The following is a 16,453-nucleotide window of genomic DNA, read 5'->3' as shown; positions in this document are numbered from 1 at the left end:
TGCATTACCGAGTGCCGAAAGCCAGGTTCAAAGGCATATGAGGGCCGGCTTTAGGTCGGACTTCGACATTGGGGATAATGGCCAGATGGAATTCGATTGCATTGATTTTCAGCGTCGAGACGATCTTGTTCAGATCCAACTAAACCGTCCTGAAAGCGGTAATTCAATGAACGTCGCTCTCCTGAGGCAACTCGCAAAAGCGATGCGCATCTGCGAGGAGGACGAAAAGATTAGATGTGTAGTGCTCACCGGAAAAGGGCGTTTCTTCTGCGTCGGGGGAGAGCCTCGCAATTTTGACGGCGCGGATGACTACGGCGCTGTAGTCCGCGAGACCACGCATCATCTGAATGCCGCAATCTTGTCGATGGCTCGGATGCGCGCCCCCGTGGTGGTTTCTATAAACGGTCCGGCCGCGGGCGCAGGGTTGAGTCTGTGCCTCGCCGGCGACATCATCTTGGCGTCCGCTTCGGCCACCTTCGCATCCGCGTTCATAGCGCTCGGGTTGCCGCCTGATGGTGGTCTTGCTCGTGCGCTGTTTCGTCGAGTTGGCGAAACCAGGGCGCGCGAGATGTTGATGCTAAACCGAAAGATCACGGCCGATGAGGCCTTGCACTGGGCATGATCAACAAGGTCGTCGACGGCGTGGGACTTCCATTGGCCCGTCGACGAGATCTGCAATCGCTTTATTAGCGGGCCCACTGTGGCGTACGGGCGCATCAAAGCGCTGTTGGCGGACGCGGACCAGTTGAGTCTGGAGCGACAATTGGAACTCGAGGCCAAAGGCGTGGCTGAAAGCGTGAAATCCGGAGACGGCCTGGAGGGAATACGCGCATTCCGCGATAAGCGGGCCGCTCGATTCACGGGCGCCTAGACGGTTGGAGGGCAAGAACTGGCGTTGCCAGACGAATGCCGCTCCAATCGCCCATTTAGTTCACCAAAGGTCGAGAGTCGCGAATTCCTGGAAGACGCGCACGGGGTCGGTCGCTCCCAGTACAGTGACGGCGAAACGGCGCTAAACTGTGGATGCCGATTTCCATGACGTCCCAGCTAGATTGCGCGACTTGGCGTTTTAGACGGCAATCACAGCAATCTCGCTCTTTGCCTTGGCGATTGCGGCGGCCTTCGCCTCTTCACCTAGGTTGATTCCTTCGGCGCGAACGACAGTGACGTCGGTAAGGCCAATGAAGCCGAGCATGCCCCTGAGGTAGGTCTCGTGATAATCGAGGAGCGCCATCGGGCTGTCACCGAGAACCCGCCGCGCGAGGAGGCGATGAAGAGCTTCTTGCCCTTCACGAGACCCTCGACTCCGTTGGCGTCGTATCTGAACGTACGGCCAGCGACGACGACCCGATCGATCCATCCCTTGAGCTGCGAAGGGATCGAGAAGTTGTACATCGGCGCGCCGATAACCACGATTTCGGCGGCGAAGAGATCGTCCATGTAGGTGCCTGACAAATGACGCGATCATTGATCGATCCAATCAAAAACTATAAGTCGCCATCAGTTGCTGAAGCCGACTTCCCAGACTCATCCATCAGCTTCCAGGAGGAGCCTTCGAACTTCGCCATGCGCAGAGATTCATAGGGGGCATAGTTCTGTGGCGTAGTTTGAGCAGAACACCGGGCAGCATCATTTTATAGCGCTGCCCCTTCAGGTTGGTTGCCTGCTTCAGGTTCCTGTGTCAGATCGTCGCCGCACTTCGCAATCGCCTGCACGATGCCTTGCACGTTAATGTAACCGGAAAGCGCTACGAAATCGCCGGGTTGCCGTTCGACACCCACTTCTTCATGAACTCCACATACTCCACCACTTCGGGATCGCTGGCCCAAGCCGGATAGCCGGCTTGCTTGGTGAATTGTGTCGTGATGATACCTTGTGCGTTTTCGAAGCATGCCGGCTCCAATACCGTCTTGACCGAATTGGCCGGGGCGAGGAATTGCAGCGGCGTCCAGCCGATCTCCTTCACCTTGCGCAGCCCTTGCGCAGTGAATTTTGGCGTCGTCGGCGCTCGCGTGGTGATTTGCGGAACCGCCTCAGTCCCAAGCTAGAATCCCTAGACTAGCCCAACGGTCCGCGTGCCGAGCGTCATTTGCTGGTCAAGCGCGCCCGCATGCAGGGATTGTCATCTTCGACTATGCGCCTCGTTCGGAGAGGCCGTTGGCCGTCTGGCGCATTGGATTCGCGATGGACGATTGCAGTATTCCGAAGACATAATGAACGGAATCGAACACGCGCCGGGAGCCATCGCCGGTCTTTATCGCGGCGAGAATACCGGCAAGCGGCTCATCAGGATTCGCTGACAATTACTCGGTTTTGACATTGCGCTCTTCGATTACCTTGCGCCAGGAGGGAATCTCCGCCGCAATGATGGCGGATAGTTCGGCGGGGGTACTGGCCGTGGCTTCCACGCCATAGCCCCGGAAGCGATCGCGCAATTGCGGCGCGGCCAACGTCGCGCTGATCGCGGCGTTGAGCTTGCCGATGACCTGAGGGGGCGTGCCAGCGGGCGCGAGAATGCCGAACCACGTTTCAACCGAAAACCCTTTCAGAAGGTTGCCGATAGGTGCGGCACCCGGAGCAACCGGAGAGGTTCCAGCCGACGAAACCCCGATCAGCTTGACCTTACCGGAGCGAATATGTTCGTTCAGCGTGTCGGAGGTGGTCGTGAGCAAGATATCGACCTCGCTTGTGAAGATCGCGAGCGTCGTCGGCGCCTGGCCACGATAGGGAACGTGAACCATCTGCAATCCGGCCTGATTGAGGAAGCGCTCCGTACTCAGATGTCCGAGCGAACCGGGCCCCGCGGTCGCATACAGCATGGGCTTGCTCTGTGCCTTAGCGTAAGCGATCAGGCCGGCGACATCGCTGGCCGGCACCTTTTCGTTCGCAACAAGAACCAAAGGCGCCTTGGAGACGAGCGAGACCGGCGCAAAGCTCTTCAGCGGATCGAAATCGACCCCTTTTTGCAGCAACGGAGCAATTGAGATCGGCCCGTTGTTCGCAAACAGCAGCGTGTAACCATCCGCATCCGCGCGTGCGGCTTCATTGGCGCCAGTCGTGCCCGCCGCGCCGCCGCGATTGTCGATGATGAGCGGTTGGCCAAGAATCTTCGCCATCGGCTCCTGTAGCGCGCGAGCCATGATGTCCGTCGAGCCGCCGGCGGGATACGGCACGATGAGCCGGATCGGCCGCGATGGATAATTGTCTGCTGCCGCAGGTCCGGCAAGCATCATGACCCCGAATGCAAAAGCCAGAAAATCAGATCGCTTCACGTCGATACTCCCTGCCAGCCGTTGTTTCTTGATCTCCCGAACCAGTTTCTCCGGGATCGGGCGTCATTCCGTTTCCGTCACCGCAAGCTCCCCGAATACGCCGGAGGCGGCTGCATTTGCGATCTCATCGGGGGAGAGCCCGAGCACGCGCGTGAGAACATCATCGCGGTGCGATCCAATAGACGGAATTTCCCGCCCGATCGCGCTAAGCGCGCCCGACATCCGCCAAGGGGCGTTGACGCCCTTGAATTCGCCAGCGGCGTCAGCGATCGGCGCGAATGTACCGCGACCGGCAAGATCGAGATCGTCCAGCGCCTCGGCCGGGTCACGAAAGCGCGCGCTCGGAATGCCGGCTTGATCAAGCATTGCGAGGCATTCGTCCATCGTGTGTTGCATGGTCCATTTTTCGATGACCTGCATCATGGCGGTCCAGTTTGCGCCACGCGCCGGCACCGATTTGAACCTCGGGTCGGATGAAAGCTCTGGCAGGCCGGTCAGATCGCGAAGCGCGGCGAAGTTCCGCGCCGACACCGGCGCGATCAGGATGTCTCCGTCCGTGGCGCGCACCGGGCCGTAAGTCGGTCGCGTCCTCGGCTTGGAGAACTGCGCTTCCTGCAGCTCATACACCAGAAGGTTCAGCATGCAGTCCATCAGGGCGACATCGATGCGTTGCCCTTCACCGGTGCGCGCCCGTTGCACCATCGCCGTCTGAATTGCCGAGAAGCCAAAAATGCCGCCGAGAATATCGGCAACGAACACCGCACCCGCCGCCGGCCGGTCGCGGTCGCCGGCGTATCGCATCAGCGCGCGATCGAAGCCGCTCTCAGCATGAACGATCATTGCATAGGCAGCGCGCTCGGCCTGCGGACCGGTCTGGCCGTAGCCAGAGATCGAGCAGTAAATCAGTCTCGGATTGATCTTTCGCAGCGTATCATATCCGAGACCCAGGCGTTCCATCACACCGGGTCGAAAATTCTCGACCAAGATGTCGGTGTTTTCGACCATGCGATGCACGAGCTTAATCGCATCTGACGATTTCAGGTCGAGTGCGATACTCCGCTTGCCGGCATTGAGCTGGCCGAAATAGGCGCTGTGCCCGTCACGCACCGGCGCGCGCAGGCGCATCTCGTCGCCTTCCGGCGGCTCGATTTTGATCACTTCGGCGCCCACATCCGCCAACAGCCGCGCGCAATAGGGCCCGGCGAGCATGATGGAGAAATCCAGCACCCGCACACCCTCGAGCGGCGATGTCGACGTTCGATCCTGCATGCTGTCGGCTCCTATCTCGGCAATCCGAGCCCGCGTTGGGCAATCAGGCTGCGCTGAATCTCGTTGGTCCCGATGCTGATGACCCACATCAGCGAGTGACGCAGGTTTTGCTCGAACCTTCCATTGTCGATTGCGCCCGGCATCTGCTCGGAAACGGCGGCGCGCATCCCGAGAATGTCGAGCGCCGCCTCGCCGAAGCGTTCCATCAGCTCGCCGGAATAGACCTTGCTGATCGCGCCATATTCCGGCGGTGTCACACCATTGGCCGCGAGTTCGGCGCAATGCATCATCAGTTGCCGGCCAACCTCGATTTCGCAGGCAAGCGTCGCCATCTTGTCGCGCACGATCGGATCCTGTCCCGGCGGTGGTCTATCGCCCGCGGCCGCCATGACATGCCGGCGCAGTTGTTCGAAGGCGTGGGCCACCTTCAACACGATACCACCGCCGACCAGACCGCGCTCGAAGGCGAGCGCGCCCGTCAGAACCTTCCAGCCGCCATTGACCTCGCCGACGAGGTTTTCCAGGGGGATGCGAACGTCGTCGTAGAAGATGTTGGCAAACGTGCCGTCATACATGGTGCTCGCCGGCTGGATCGTAATGCCCGGCGCACTCATTGGCACGATGAACATGCTGATGCCGGCGTGTGCCGGCTTTGCATTCTTGTCGGTTCGCGCCGCGAGAAACATGTATTTTCCCCACCAGGTCGTGGTCCAGATCTTCTGGCCGTTGATGACCCAGTGCTCGCCATCCTGCACCGCGCTAGTGCGCAGCGCGGCGAGGTCGGAGCCGGCCTGGGGTTCGCTGTAGCCCATGCCGTGCATGGCTTCGCCACACAATATCTCCGGCAGGTATTTTTGCTGCTGCTCCGGCGTGCCGAACATCATCAGGGCGTTGGCCTGGATTGACGCGCCGATCCGTGGCGCCTCGCCCTGCTCCATCGTCTCCATGAAGGCGATCTGCTCCAACGGAGAACGGCCCTGCCCGCCGAATTCCTTTGGCCAACCAAGGCCTATCCATCCGGTCTTGCCTATGTCACGGGCGAAGTCGGCGTCGAACTCTCGTTTCTCGAATGGCTGTTCGTCGAACGCGGCCTTCCTGGCTCCCGACCAGTTCTGATCGAGCCATCGCTGCACCTGTTCACGCAGCGCGTTGCCGGCCGGACCGAGATCGTATTGCGGCAGCGGCGCGCCGCCGCGATCCAGCACGTAGGAAGCCAGCCTCCGCCGCGCACTGGGCGTCCCACCCAGCGCGACCGTGTCCAGGTGCACACGCTTGAAATGTTGCGCGGCTTCGTGCTCTTCGGCATAGCCGATGGCGCCGAGCGTATGCTGAGTCTCGAGCGACACGTGCCGCAGCGCGTCGCCCCCGAAGCCAGCCGCGCAATCGGCGAAATAGCGCCAGTTGCGGTCACCAATGTCATGCAGCCTGGCCGCATGATCCAGGATGAGGCTGGTGCCTTCGAGCGCAATGAGGCAGTCCGCGAGTTTGTGCTGGATCGCCTGGAATTTTCCGATCGGTTGCCCGAACTGGTGACGCTCCCTGGCGTAATCCACGGCCAGTTCGAACGCGCGCCGGGCGGCACCGTGTGCCCGCGCCAGCAATGCGATTTGGGCCTTAAGGCGAAGATCGTCGAGGTCTCCGCTTTCAAGGGGAAGCAGCGTCAGCGGCGCCGAGTCCAGCCTCACTTCGCACAGACCCCAGGCGCCCATGGCGCGCGTCGGCGCGAGGAAAATGCCCGGAGCATCCAGTTGGAAGAGGGCAAGGCGAAATGCATCAACGGCCACCAGAAGATGCGTGGCGCCGGCCGCTTCGACGAAGCGAAGCACGCCCGTTGCATGCCGGCCATCGATGCAGATCGAGCCGGCGCCTGCATCTGGATCGCGGGCGCCGAAGCAGAATGCGGCCACCGCTGTGCCGGCGTGCAGCTGTTCCAGCAGATCCACCGCCGCGTCGGCCCGCGCGCCCGAGAGCGCAAAATTGGCCAGCGCGGTGGGCCACATCGGCACCGGACATGCCGCGCGGCCAAGTTCCGCCATCACCACCAGGATTTCGCGAAGGCCGCCTTCATCGCGGCCGGAGCCGAGCGCAGCGACCCCCTGCCCGATGAGCTTGCGCCAAATCGGGCAGATATCGTCCGGGGACGGCCGTTCCTTGCCGCCGCCTGCGGCCCAATGCGCTTTGAAAAACCCGCGCAGGGAATCCCGAAGCATCTCGGCCGTATCGTCGTTCGGAAGCCCGGTCGCATTCATGAGAGACTATGCCTGACCGAATTGCGGCTTGCGCTTCTCCTTGAACGACATAGCCGCCTCCTTGTGGTCGGCGGTCGCGAACGTTACCTGCTCGAGCGCCATCGATGCTTCGAGCAACATATTCACACGATCCTTGACGATCTGGTTGATCGACAGTTTCGTCCAGCGAATGGCCCAGGTCGGACCGTTGGCGAGCTCCATCGCGATTTCGCGCGCCTTACTCAACACCTCCGCGCGGGGCACGACATGATTGACCAGCCCGATTCGCTCGGCCTCCTTGCCTTTCAGCAGGGTGCCGCGGATCAGGTACTCCTTGGCTTTGTTGATGCCGATCAGCAGCGGCCAGATCACGGTGCCGCCGTCGCCGGCGACCAGGCCGACGCGAGAGACATGCGTGTCGCCGATGCGCGCGTCCTCCGCCATCACCGTGATGTCGCAAAGAAGCGCGTGGGTCGCGGCGAGGCCGATGGCGTCGCCGTTGATCGCGGCGATGACCGGCTTATCGAGCTCGAGCTGGCGCGTCACCGCGCGGCGGCTGATCATGGGATCGTGGATCTCTCCCTCCTCGAGGACATCGCCGCCCGGCCGCTCCGACATCGCCTTGACGTCGCCACCGACGCTGAAGAAGTCGCCCGCGCCGGTCAGCACCACGACGTTAACGGCGTGATCGTCGGCCAAATCGTCCCAGATGGTCCGCAATTCACGGATCAGCTTCTGATTGATGGCGTTGCGCGCTTGCGGCCGGTTCAAAGTCACGGTCGCGACCTTGTCCGCGACCTCGACCGTCATGCATTCGTATCTGTCATAATGGGACACATTTTCCTCCGTTGTTATATGTTCAAGTGTGGATCGAGCCACCCTCAGCTATCTACGCGTTCCGGGCTGCACCTCCGCCAACGCGACGTGAAGCGACATCGCGCCGGGGTCCTGCTCCAGCATCCGCTGCACGGATTCCAGATGGGTACGCATCAAGCGCGTCGCCGACGCAACGTTTCGCTCACCCAACGCCGCCAGGAATTGCCGTCGCTTTTCCGCCAGCCGCGCCATCGCGACGCCGCTCGAGGAGACCTTGGCATAAACGAAGCGCATGTGAATTTCCGTGACCGAATCCATGATCATGGCGATCACCTTGTTTGCGGTCGACGCCGCGAGTAGTTTGTAGAATTCGCGCGAGCATTCGACGCGGTCCAGCAACCGCCCTTCCCGCGTCGCATCCTCGGTACGCCGAATATTGGCCTCGAGCGCGTCGAGATCGGCTTTTCGCGCGTTGGCACAAGCCAGCCGTACAACGAGATCGAGAACGTGAACGCGTGCTTCCGACAATTCCCGGACAGAGATCGTGCCGAGACTCAGCATGTCCCGCATGACACCGTTCATGCGGCTGGTATCACCCTCTTGAATGAAGGCTCCGCCCTTGACGCCCTTCTGCAGCCGAAGCACGCCGGCCATCTCGAGACTGCGCAAGGCCTCGCGCAGGACGTTGCGGCTGACGCCGAGTTGCTGGGCCAGGTCGCGTTCGGGCGGCAGCTTGTCGCCCGGCTTGAGGACGCCGAGCGCGAGCTGCTCGCGGATGCGCTCGCAGATTTCCTCGAACGCACGCCGTGTGTGGATCGGCCGGAATTTCGGCGCTGCCGGTGCTCCAGCCGCGCGGTGATCAGGGACCCGGTCGCGCCGATTGGGCGACGAGGATCTGGGACGGACGGGCGTGCGAGGGCTTGACTTGGTGCTCATGCGATGGATTATTAAATGGATCACCCATTCAATGGAAGTGTCGAATTAGGCTTCTGGCAAAAAAGATGACCCAGGGATAAACATGAGCTTCACCGAGGAGCAGATCGCGTTCCGGGACAGTGTGCGGAAGATGGTCGCGAAGCACGTCGCGCCGATCGCGGCCGAGATTGACGAGACCGACCGCTTTCCGCTCGAACTCGTCAAGTTGTTCGGCGAGATGGGGCTGATGCAGCTCTGGGTGCCGGAACGCTACGGCGGTCCGAACGGCAACCTGACCATGGCCTGCCTCGCCCGCGAGGAGATCTCCAGGGTCTCGCCGGCCTGCGCCTCGATCGCAGCACTCAACACCATGTTCATCATGCCGCTGCTTCACTTCGGCTCCGAGCAACAACGGACCAAATATCTGCCGATCATCGCCAAGGGCGGGGTCGTCACGGCGATCGCGATATCCGAGCCTCAAGCCGGCTCCGACGTCACCGCAATCAACACGCGCGCGCGGAAGGACGGCGACAGCTACGTCCTCAACGGCCGCAAGCAATGGTGCAGCTATGGGGTCGTCGCCGACTACATCGTGGTGATGGCTCGGACCAGCGACGCCCCGGGCGCCGACGGGATCAGCGCCTTCATCGTCGAACCGAAGAGGATGTCAGGGATCTCGTTCGGACGTCACGAGCGCAAGATGGGCTTCCGCGGCGCGCCAAACACGCCGATCTTCTTCGACAATGTCCGTGTCCCCGCCGAGAATTTGGTCGGGGAGGAAGGCAAGGGTTTTAGGGCATCGATGCGCGCGCTCGACCTCAACCGCCCGACCATCGGCGCCCAATCCGTCGGGTTGGCCCAGGGGGCACTTGAGGCGTGCGTTGCCTACGCCAAGGAGCGCAAACAGTTCAAGAAGTCGATCTCGGAGTTCCAGGGCGTGCAATTCATGCTGGCCGACATGGCCATGCAGATCGAGGCTGCGCGTGCCCTCGTCTATGAATGCGCCCGAGCCGGCGATGCCGGCGACTGGAAACGCCTCAACGTGCTCGCCAGCATGGCCAAATGCGTCGGCAGCGATATGGCCATGAAGGTGACAACGGACGCCGTCCAGATCTTCGGGGGCTACGGCTACACCATGGACTATCCGGTCGAGCGCATGATGCGCGACGCCAAGCTGACCCAGATCTTCGAAGGAACCAACCAGATCCAGCGCGTGGTCATTGCCCGCGAGTTGCTTCGATAACGAAATCATAATTGCGATCTCTGGCCATAACGGGGCAACTGCTGACGGTCTGCGGCCTAGCCTAGACGTTCGTACGGCTGTTGGTGATCGCAGATTTCGTAGCCTCACACGGCGCGAAGCCGTGCAAGAACAATTCGACCGCCATATCGGCGAATTCCTGCGGACCGATCGCGCCCTTGGGGTCGTACCAAGTGTAGGTGAAGTTGATGATACCGAACAGGATCATCGTATAGATCTTCTTGGTACGTTTGACGATCCTGCCTTCGGCGTCGAGCCTGAGCAGAAGATCGGCGACGATATCGACCAGCTGCCGCTCAAGATCCTTGATGGCCCGCTGCTCATCCTCATTCAGGAATGAGAGATCGTGAATCAACACGCGCTGCTCATGCGGCGATTTGGCGTTGACCTCGACGATCGCACGAATGACGTTTTGAAACTGTGTCAGCGTCGGGCCGCCGGCCGCGACGGCGGTTTCGACATGCTCGATCATTTCCCGGATATGAGCGTCAAGGATCGCGAACAGGATCGCTTCCTTGGAGTCGAAATAATGATAGAGCGCGCCGCGCGACAGCTTGCAGGCGTCCGCAAGGTCGGCGATCGAGGCGCGCATATAACCCTGGGCGGAAAACAACCGGGCGGCATTGGTCAGAATGCCGAGGTGGATGCCGTCGTAATTTTCAGAGCGTGTTCGCGCCATCGAATATTGCCCGCTTCCATTCAGCTTTAGCTCGTATTCCCAAGGGCGTGCTTAGCTGATTCAGCAGCCCTTTTTTCAGGTATCGACGCTTCGTCCACCCGCCGGTTCAGCCCGGGCCTGCGGCCGATCGACCATATCGCCCTTATCGCAAAAAATTATTTGAACGGCCAGTCGGATTATAATACACTAATCTAGATCAAGAACAGCCCGGATCAACCGTGCAGCGCTTTTTGGGAGGTGGAATGACGGTTGTTCGTGCTGATGCTGTCGTGATCGGGGCCGGCGCCGGCGGGCTTTGCGCCGCCGCGCGGCTCGCCCATGCCGGGTTTCATACCCTCGTCGTCGACGACAAGGACCGGGTCGGTGGACGCGCCTCGACCGAGCAGATCGACGGCTTTACGGTCAATATCGGCGCCATCGCCATCGAACTTGGCGGGGTATTCGAGGAGACCTTCAATACTGTCGGCGCGCCGCTCGATATCCGCACCCCAGAACCCGCCAGTTCCTTCTTCATCGACGGCAAGCTGATCGATGTCGGCCGCGGCGGCTGGTCGCTGCTGCTCGGCCAACTGACCAAGCAGGCCTCACGCATCCTGGAGAAATTCGCCGACGCTCGTTCCGGCAACCTTCCCGACGGCCGGCAATCGACCGAGGACTGGCTCAAGACCTACACTGGCAATGCCTCGGTGCATGCGATCTTCCGTAACCTCTGCGCGGCGATCTTCGCCTGCAACGCCAATGAGTTGCCCGCGCGCGCCTTCCTGACCTATTTCACCAGCAAGGGCGCCTTCAAGCGTTTTGGATTCTGCCCGCAAGGCACGATCGGCGTCTGGAATGCGCTCGCAACCGCCATCAAGCGCAATGGCGATATCTGGCTGTCGACCCCTGCGGTGCAGATTCATACGACCGACGGCCGCGTCGACGGTGTCACCGTCGTGCTCGATGGCCAACGGGTGCGGATCGAGACCGATCTCGTCATCAGCAATGCCGGCCCCAAGACCACCGTCGCGCTCGGCGGCGAAGCCGCCTTCCCGCCCGCCTATGTCGAGCAGCTGCATAGCGGGCTCAAGCCCGCCGCCAATATCGTCATCAATATCGCCAGCCGGGAGCCACTGATCTCCCATCCCGGCATCATCACCTTCGGCAAGACACGGCGGCTGTGCAACATGGCCAACCTCACCGCGACCTGCCCAGAACTCGCTCCGTCAGGCTGGCATCTCTATGTCGCCTACGCCGTGCCGATTCCGGCGCTCGGCGATTTCGACTCCGAGGCCGAAGTCGAACTGGCGCTGACGGATTTGCGCGAGCAGTTCCCGAACTTTGCCCAGGCCAAGATCCTTTCGATCCGCGTCATGCGCGACGACTGGCCGGCCCAGCGCAGCTGCGCCGGTTATGACCTGCCGCGAGAGACCGGTATCGATGGCCTGTGGTGCGTCGGCGACGCCGTCAAGCAATATGGCAATGGCGGCACCCAAGCCTGCGCCGAAACCGCAAAAATCGTCACCGACGCGATCCTGGCGCAGCGGCCGCGCATGCCGCAGCCGGGCCGGGCCTGAACGCGATGCCGACAAAAATCCCGACGCAAGTGAATCTCAGCGGCGCGCAGACAGCGCCCGATCCGGCATGCCTGCTCGAATTCCGCAACATCCGCGTCGTCTACGACAAGGCCATCGAGGCGATCCGCGATGTCAGCATTGCGGTTCCCGAAGGTGGCATCGTCGCCCTGCTCGGCTCCAACGGCGCCGGCAAATCGACGTTGCTGAAGGCGATGTCAGGCATTCTCTACACCGAGGAAGGCGTGATCGAGAACGGCGCCATCCGCCTCCGCAACGAAGAAGTCCATCATCTCGCACCCGATGAACTGGTTCGGCGCGGCATCGTGCAGGTGCCCGAAGGCCGCCGCGTATTTCCGGCGCTGACCATCGACGAAAACCTGCAGATGGGCGGCTACACCAAGACCGCAGCGGAAGCCCGCGAGCGGCGCGAAAAAGTGTTCGCGCTTTTCCCGCGCCTGTTCGAACGCCGCGATCAGATCGCAGGCTATATGTCCGGCGGCGAGCAGCAGATGCTCGCGATCGGGCGCGCCTTAATGACCGATCCTGTGCTGCTGGCCCTCGATGAGCCCTCGCTTGGGCTCGCGCCCCTCATCATCGACCGGATCTATGAGGTGATCGCAAAGCTGCGCGACGAGATGAAGATGACGGTGCTGCTGGTCGAACAGAACGCCCAGCGCGCCCTCGATATCGCCGACTACGCCTACATTCTGGAAACCGGGCGGGTCGTGCTCGACGGCACGGCGCAAAAGCTGGCGTCGAACGAGGACGTGCAGGAGTTTTATCTCGGCGTTTCCGGATCTGGGCGCAAAAGCCTGCGCGACGTCAAGCATTACAAGCGGCGCAAGCGGTGGCTGTCGTGACCGCCCTGCTCAGTGTCAAAACCCTCAGCAAGCGTTTCGGCGGCCTGCAGGCAGTTGCCGATGTCAGCCTCGACGTGACCTCAGGCGAAATCTGCAGCGTGATCGGCCCCAACGGCGCCGGCAAGACCACGCTGTTCAACATGATCTCCGGCGTACTGCGGCCAACCGGCGGCCGCATCCTGTTCGACGGCATCAATCTTGCGACCGTCTCGCCGTCGCGGTTCGCCGCGCTCGGGATCGGACGGACGTTTCAGAACCTGGCGCTGTTCAAGCACGGCACCGTGGTCGAGAACATCCTGACCGGCCGGCACACCCATCTTCGCTCCAACGTGCTCGATGCTGTGATCTTCTTCGGCCGAACCCGCCGCGAAGAGATCGAGGCCCGCCAGCGGGTCGAGCACATCGTTGAATTCCTCGAGATCGAGCACATCCGCGACGCCATCGTCGGCACACTGTCCTACGGCCAGCAGAAGCGCGTCGAACTGGCGCGGGCGCTCGCTTGCGAGCCCAAATTGCTGCTACTCGACGAAATGGTATCGGGCATGAACCAGGAAGAGACCGAGGACATCGCCCGCTTCGTGCTCGATATCCGCGACCAGCTTGGGATCACCGTATTGATGATCGAGCACGAGATGCGGATCGTGATGGACATTTCCGACCGCGTTCATGTCCTGAATTTCGGCCGCAAGATCGCCGAAGGTACGCCCGCGGAAGTGCGGCGCGATCCGGCCGTCACGGAAGCCTATCTCGGCGGTCATCGCGCGGAAGCCGCAGCCGAGGTGGGCGCGTGATGTCGGTGATCGAAAGCCTGCGAACCGAGCATCCGGCGACGTCATCAAGTCTGGCGCCAAAGTCATCCGTACACGATGCCGGATCGCTGCGCACCGCGCTCAAGACCGCCGCGATTACCATTCCGCAACTGCTGCGCCAGCGCGCCGCCATGCATGGCGACAAGCTCGCGCTGCGTGAGAAGGAATACGGCATCTGGAATCCGTATTCGTGGAGCCATTATTACGAGACCGCCCGTTCGGTGGCCCTCGGCCTGCTCGCGCTCGGCATCAAGGCGGGTGACCGCGTCGCCATCGCCGGAGAGAATACGCCGGAATGGTTTTATGCCGATCTCGGCGTCCAGATGATCGGCGCGGTCGCGGTCGGCATCTATCCGACCAATCCCTGGGTCGAACTGCAATACATCGTCCGCCATTCCGGCGCGCGGGTGGTCATATCAGGCGACCAGGAACAGACTGACAAGGTGTTGGACGCGCTGGCCAACAATGACGGCCTGCCAGCGCTGGAGGCCGTCGTTTGCATCGACATGAAAGGCCTGCGGCAGTACCGGCAATCGCAACTGATGTCGTTCGACGCGTTATGCCAGCGCGGCAAGGCCTATGTGCTCGAAAATCCCGACGCCAATGCGACGCTCGATCGCCTGATTTCGCAGGCCTCGCCCGACGACCTCTCCATCCTGGTCTATACTTCAGGCACGACCGGCCCGCCCAAGGGCGCGATGCTGACCCACCGCAATCTGGTCTATGCCGCCTACATCTACGCCGAAGCCGTCGGGATCGCCGACAAGCCGTTCGAAGCGGTGAGCTATTTGCCGCTGTGCCACGTCGCCGAGCGCTGCTATGGCGAGGTAACGCATCTGGTGCTCGGCGGCGCCGTCAGTTTTGCGGAGTCGATCGACACCGTCGCGCTCAATATCCGAGAAATCGCACCGACGTTCTTCGTCGGCGTTCCCCGCATCTACGAAAAGCTGCAGCAGGGCTTTCTGTTCCGGCTCGGCGAGAGCGGCCGACTACGCCAGCGTTTTGTCAAAGCCTGCATGGCCTGGGGCCGCAAACTATCGGACCGCCGGCAGAACGGGACCACGAGCAGGCTCGATCGCCTCGGCTATGCGCTGCTGTACGTGCTACTGTTCCGCAACATCCAGCGCCATCTCGGGCTCGCGCGCAGCCGCCACCGCCTCTGCGCCGGCGCCTCGATCTCGCCGGAGACGCTGCGCTTCTTCGACATCGTCGGCCGCCCGGTGTCGCAGGGCTATGGGCTGACCGAAAGCGGCGGCGTCGCCTTCATCCAGACCGAAAGTCATCACCGGCTCGGCGGCTGCGGCCTCCCCCTGCTCCACACCGAATGGAAGCTCGACAGCGACGGCGAGATCCTGCTGCGCAATCCCGGCGTCTTCAAAGGCTATTTCCTCGACGAGAAGGCGTCGACCGCCACGCTCGATTCCGCGGGCTGGCTGCGCACCGGCGACATTGTCGAGGTGCTGGACAATGGCGAGATCACCGTGGTCGATCGCAAGAAGGCGATCATCATCACCGCCGGCGGCAAGAACATCGCGCCTTCCGAGATCGAGAACGCGCTGAAGGACTCCGAGTTCATCAAGGAAGCGATCGTGGTCGGCGAGGCCAAGAGATACCTCGGCGCGATCATCCAGGTCGATTTCGACAATGTCGGCCGCTGGGCGCGCGACAAGGCCCTCGCCTACACCAATTACAAGTCGCTGTCGCAATTGCCTGAAGTGCATAACCTGGTCGAGCGCATCGTCAACGATACCAACAAGCGCTTTGCCCGCGTCGAGAACATCCGGCGTTTCGCCATCCTCGAAAAGGAGCTCGACCATGACGACGGCGAACTGACCGCCACGCAAAAGGTGCGCCGCGCCATGATCGAGAAGAAATTCGCACGGGAACTCGCCATTATCTACCAGGTAGAAAGCTGATGCAGTATCTGATCCAGCTACTGATATCCGGCCTAGCGATCGGCGCCATCTATGGCCTGATCGCGATGGGCTTTGCGGTGATCTACAAATCCACCGGCCTGGTCAATTTCGCACAGGGCGAAATGACCATGATCACGGCCTATATCGCCTGGACCATCTCGACCACGGTCAGCGGCAATGTGTTCGTGGTGGCGCTCGGCGCCATCCTCGCTGCCGTCGTGCTCGGCCTCGTCATCGAGCGCGTGGTGATGCGGCCGATGCTGGGCGAGCCGGTCTTCGCGACCGTGATGGTGACCATCGGCCTGGCAGTCATCCTGCGCTCGTCGATCAATTTCATCTGGGATGCCTATCCGCACGGCCTCGATGTCGGCTTCGGCCGCACCATCGTGCGGATCGGCACGATCGGCGTGCGGACCGGGCAGATTGCGGTCATCGTCACACTTCTCGCGCTGCTGGCGGCGATCTGGGCGTTCTTCCGCTACAGCAAGATCGGCGTCGCAATGCGCGCGGTGGCCGCCGACGATCGTACCGCACTCCTGATGGGCATCAGCGCCACCAAGGTCCATGCGCTGGCCTGGGCGGCCTCCTCCGTGATCGCCGGGATCGGCGGCGTGTTCTTTGCCCTGTCCTACGACCTGTCGCCGGCGATGTTCCAGCTCGGGCTGAAGGCGTTTCCGGCCACCATCCTCGGCGGCCTCGACGCTGTGCTTGGATCCGGCCTCGGCGGCCTCCTGATCGGCATCACCGAGAATCTCGCCGGCGGCTATCTCGGCTCCGGCATGAAGGAGGTCGCGGGCTTTGCGATGATCATCGTGGTGCTGATGATCCGCCCGTTCGGCATCTTCGGCGAACGCGACATCGAGAGGGTTTAG

15 protein-coding genes and 1 pseudogene are annotated in these 16,453 nt (G+C 61.9%); 7 read left to right on the top strand and 9 right to left on the bottom strand.

Annotated elements, in window-relative coordinates; all coding sequences use genetic code 11:
* Positions 1–85: 85 nt before the first annotated feature.
* Positions 86–622: an enoyl-CoA hydratase/isomerase family protein gene (locus V1293_RS25925; protein WP_334513334.1), complete on the top strand. Its 537-nt coding sequence runs from the start codon at positions 86–88 to the stop codon at positions 620–622.
* A 447-nt stretch (positions 623–1,069) separates the two neighbouring features.
* On the opposite strand, the gene V1293_RS25920 is transcribed toward V1293_RS25925, so the two are convergent.
* From V1293_RS25920 to V1293_RS25885, 8 genes and pseudogenes are all read right to left on the bottom strand, one after another.
* The gene (locus V1293_RS25920) at positions 1,070–1,234 is read right to left on the bottom strand and encodes an NAD(P)H-dependent oxidoreductase (protein WP_334513333.1); all 165 of its coding nucleotides are present in this window, start codon (positions 1,232–1,234) and stop codon (positions 1,070–1,072) included.
* Positions 1,235–1,287: 53 nt separating this feature from the next.
* Positions 1,288–1,395 (bottom strand): annotated as a pseudogene (locus V1293_RS25915) (NAD(P)H-dependent oxidoreductase); the annotation flags it as partial.
* A 352-nt stretch (positions 1,396–1,747) separates the two neighbouring features.
* Positions 1,748–1,966, bottom strand: coding sequence for a hypothetical protein (locus V1293_RS25910; protein WP_334513332.1), 219 nt, complete (start codon positions 1,964–1,966; stop codon positions 1,748–1,750).
* A gap of 337 nt (positions 1,967–2,303) precedes the next feature.
* The gene (locus tag V1293_RS25905) at positions 2,304–3,272 is read right to left on the bottom strand and encodes a Bug family tripartite tricarboxylate transporter substrate binding protein (RefSeq protein ID WP_334513331.1); all 969 of its coding nucleotides are present in this window, start codon (positions 3,270–3,272) and stop codon (positions 2,304–2,306) included.
* A 63-nt stretch (positions 3,273–3,335) separates the two neighbouring features.
* Complete coding sequence (locus V1293_RS25900; RefSeq protein ID WP_334513330.1) at positions 3,336–4,541, bottom strand: CaiB/BaiF CoA transferase family protein; 1,206 nt, start codon at positions 4,539–4,541, stop codon at positions 3,336–3,338.
* Between the two features lie 11 nt (positions 4,542–4,552).
* Positions 4,553–6,790 carry an acyl-CoA dehydrogenase gene (locus tag V1293_RS25895; RefSeq protein WP_334513329.1) on the bottom strand — a complete coding sequence of 746 codons (2,238 nt, stop codon included), beginning with the start codon at positions 6,788–6,790 and terminating at the stop codon, positions 4,553–4,555.
* A gap of 6 nt (positions 6,791–6,796) precedes the next feature.
* The gene (locus tag V1293_RS25890; RefSeq protein ID WP_334513328.1) at positions 6,797–7,606 is read right to left on the bottom strand and encodes an enoyl-CoA hydratase/isomerase family protein; all 810 of its coding nucleotides are present in this window, start codon (positions 7,604–7,606) and stop codon (positions 6,797–6,799) included.
* Positions 7,607–7,654: 48 nt separating this feature from the next.
* Complete coding sequence (locus V1293_RS25885; RefSeq protein WP_334513327.1) at positions 7,655–8,521, bottom strand: FadR/GntR family transcriptional regulator; 867 nt, start codon at positions 8,519–8,521, stop codon at positions 7,655–7,657.
* A gap of 82 nt (positions 8,522–8,603) precedes the next feature.
* Between V1293_RS25885 and V1293_RS25880 the strand changes: the two genes are divergently transcribed.
* Entirely contained in the window at positions 8,604–9,743 is a 1,140-nt protein-coding gene (locus V1293_RS25880; protein ID WP_334513326.1) for an acyl-CoA dehydrogenase family protein, read from the top strand.
* A gap of 61 nt (positions 9,744–9,804) precedes the next feature.
* Here the strand turns inward: V1293_RS25880 and V1293_RS25875 are convergent, their stop codons facing one another.
* A complete protein-coding gene (locus tag V1293_RS25875) occupies positions 9,805–10,440 on the bottom strand; it encodes a TetR/AcrR family transcriptional regulator (protein ID WP_334513325.1) in 636 nt (211 codons plus the stop codon).
* Between the two features lie 242 nt (positions 10,441–10,682).
* Between V1293_RS25875 and V1293_RS25870 the strand changes: the two genes are divergently transcribed.
* The 5 genes from V1293_RS25870 to V1293_RS25850 are packed head-to-tail and all read left to right on the top strand — an operon-like array spanning position 10,683 to position 16,453.
* On the top strand, positions 10,683–11,996 hold the full coding sequence (locus V1293_RS25870; protein ID WP_334513324.1) for a phytoene desaturase family protein: 1,314 nt from the start codon (positions 10,683–10,685) through the stop codon (positions 11,994–11,996).
* 5 nt (positions 11,997–12,001) lie between these two features.
* Positions 12,002–12,856, top strand: a complete 855-nt coding sequence (locus V1293_RS25865) for an ABC transporter ATP-binding protein (protein WP_334513323.1) — start codon at positions 12,002–12,004, stop codon at positions 12,854–12,856.
* Positions 12,853–13,647 (top strand): ABC transporter ATP-binding protein, encoded by a 795-nt coding sequence (locus V1293_RS25860; protein WP_334513322.1) that lies wholly within the window; start codon positions 12,853–12,855, stop codon positions 13,645–13,647. The genes V1293_RS25865 and V1293_RS25860 overlap by 4 nt, the downstream gene beginning before the upstream one ends.
* Positions 13,647–15,581 (top strand): AMP-dependent synthetase/ligase, encoded by a 1,935-nt coding sequence (locus V1293_RS25855; RefSeq protein ID WP_334513320.1) that lies wholly within the window; start codon positions 13,647–13,649, stop codon positions 15,579–15,581. The genes V1293_RS25860 and V1293_RS25855 overlap by 1 nt, the downstream gene beginning before the upstream one ends.
* The gene (locus tag V1293_RS25850) at positions 15,581–16,453 is read left to right on the top strand and encodes a branched-chain amino acid ABC transporter permease (protein WP_334513318.1); all 873 of its coding nucleotides are present in this window, start codon (positions 15,581–15,583) and stop codon (positions 16,451–16,453) included. The genes V1293_RS25855 and V1293_RS25850 overlap by 1 nt, the downstream gene beginning before the upstream one ends.

The sequence above is a fragment of the Bradyrhizobium sp. AZCC 1693 genome (assembly GCF_036924745.1).
GTDB lineage: Bacteria > Pseudomonadota > Alphaproteobacteria > Rhizobiales > Xanthobacteraceae > Bradyrhizobium.
Note: the sequence above shows the minus strand (reverse complement) of the source record. Positions and strands in the feature narration are given on the sequence as shown.

What these genes read in the sequence shown, in the direction of transcription:
- V1293_RS25925 (WP_334513334.1), top strand. Translation starts at nt 86, where the DNA reads ATGGAATTCGATTGCATTGATTTTCAGCGTCGAGACGATCTTGTTCAG.
- V1293_RS25920 (WP_334513333.1), bottom strand. Translation starts at nt 1,234, where the DNA reads ATGGCGCTCCTCGATTATCACGAGACCTACCTCAGGGGCATGCTCGGC.
- V1293_RS25900 (WP_334513330.1), bottom strand. Translation starts at nt 4,541, where the DNA reads ATGCAGGATCGAACGTCGACATCGCCGCTCGAGGGTGTGCGGGTGCTG.
- V1293_RS25895 (WP_334513329.1), bottom strand. Translation starts at nt 6,790, where the DNA reads ATGAATGCGACCGGGCTTCCGAACGACGATACGGCCGAGATGCTTCGG.
- V1293_RS25885 (WP_334513327.1), bottom strand. Translation starts at nt 8,521, where the DNA reads ATGAGCACCAAGTCAAGCCCTCGCACGCCCGTCCGTCCCAGATCCTCG.
- V1293_RS25880 (WP_334513326.1), top strand. Translation starts at nt 8,604, where the DNA reads ATGAGCTTCACCGAGGAGCAGATCGCGTTCCGGGACAGTGTGCGGAAG.
- V1293_RS25875 (WP_334513325.1), bottom strand. Translation starts at nt 10,440, where the DNA reads ATGGCGCGAACACGCTCTGAAAATTACGACGGCATCCACCTCGGCATT.
- V1293_RS25870 (WP_334513324.1), top strand. Translation starts at nt 10,683, where the DNA reads ATGACGGTTGTTCGTGCTGATGCTGTCGTGATCGGGGCCGGCGCCGGC.
- V1293_RS25865 (WP_334513323.1), top strand. Translation starts at nt 12,002, where the DNA reads ATGCCGACAAAAATCCCGACGCAAGTGAATCTCAGCGGCGCGCAGACA.
- V1293_RS25855 (WP_334513320.1), top strand. Translation starts at nt 13,647, where the DNA reads ATGTCGGTGATCGAAAGCCTGCGAACCGAGCATCCGGCGACGTCATCA.
- V1293_RS25850 (WP_334513318.1), top strand. Translation starts at nt 15,581, where the DNA reads ATGCAGTATCTGATCCAGCTACTGATATCCGGCCTAGCGATCGGCGCC.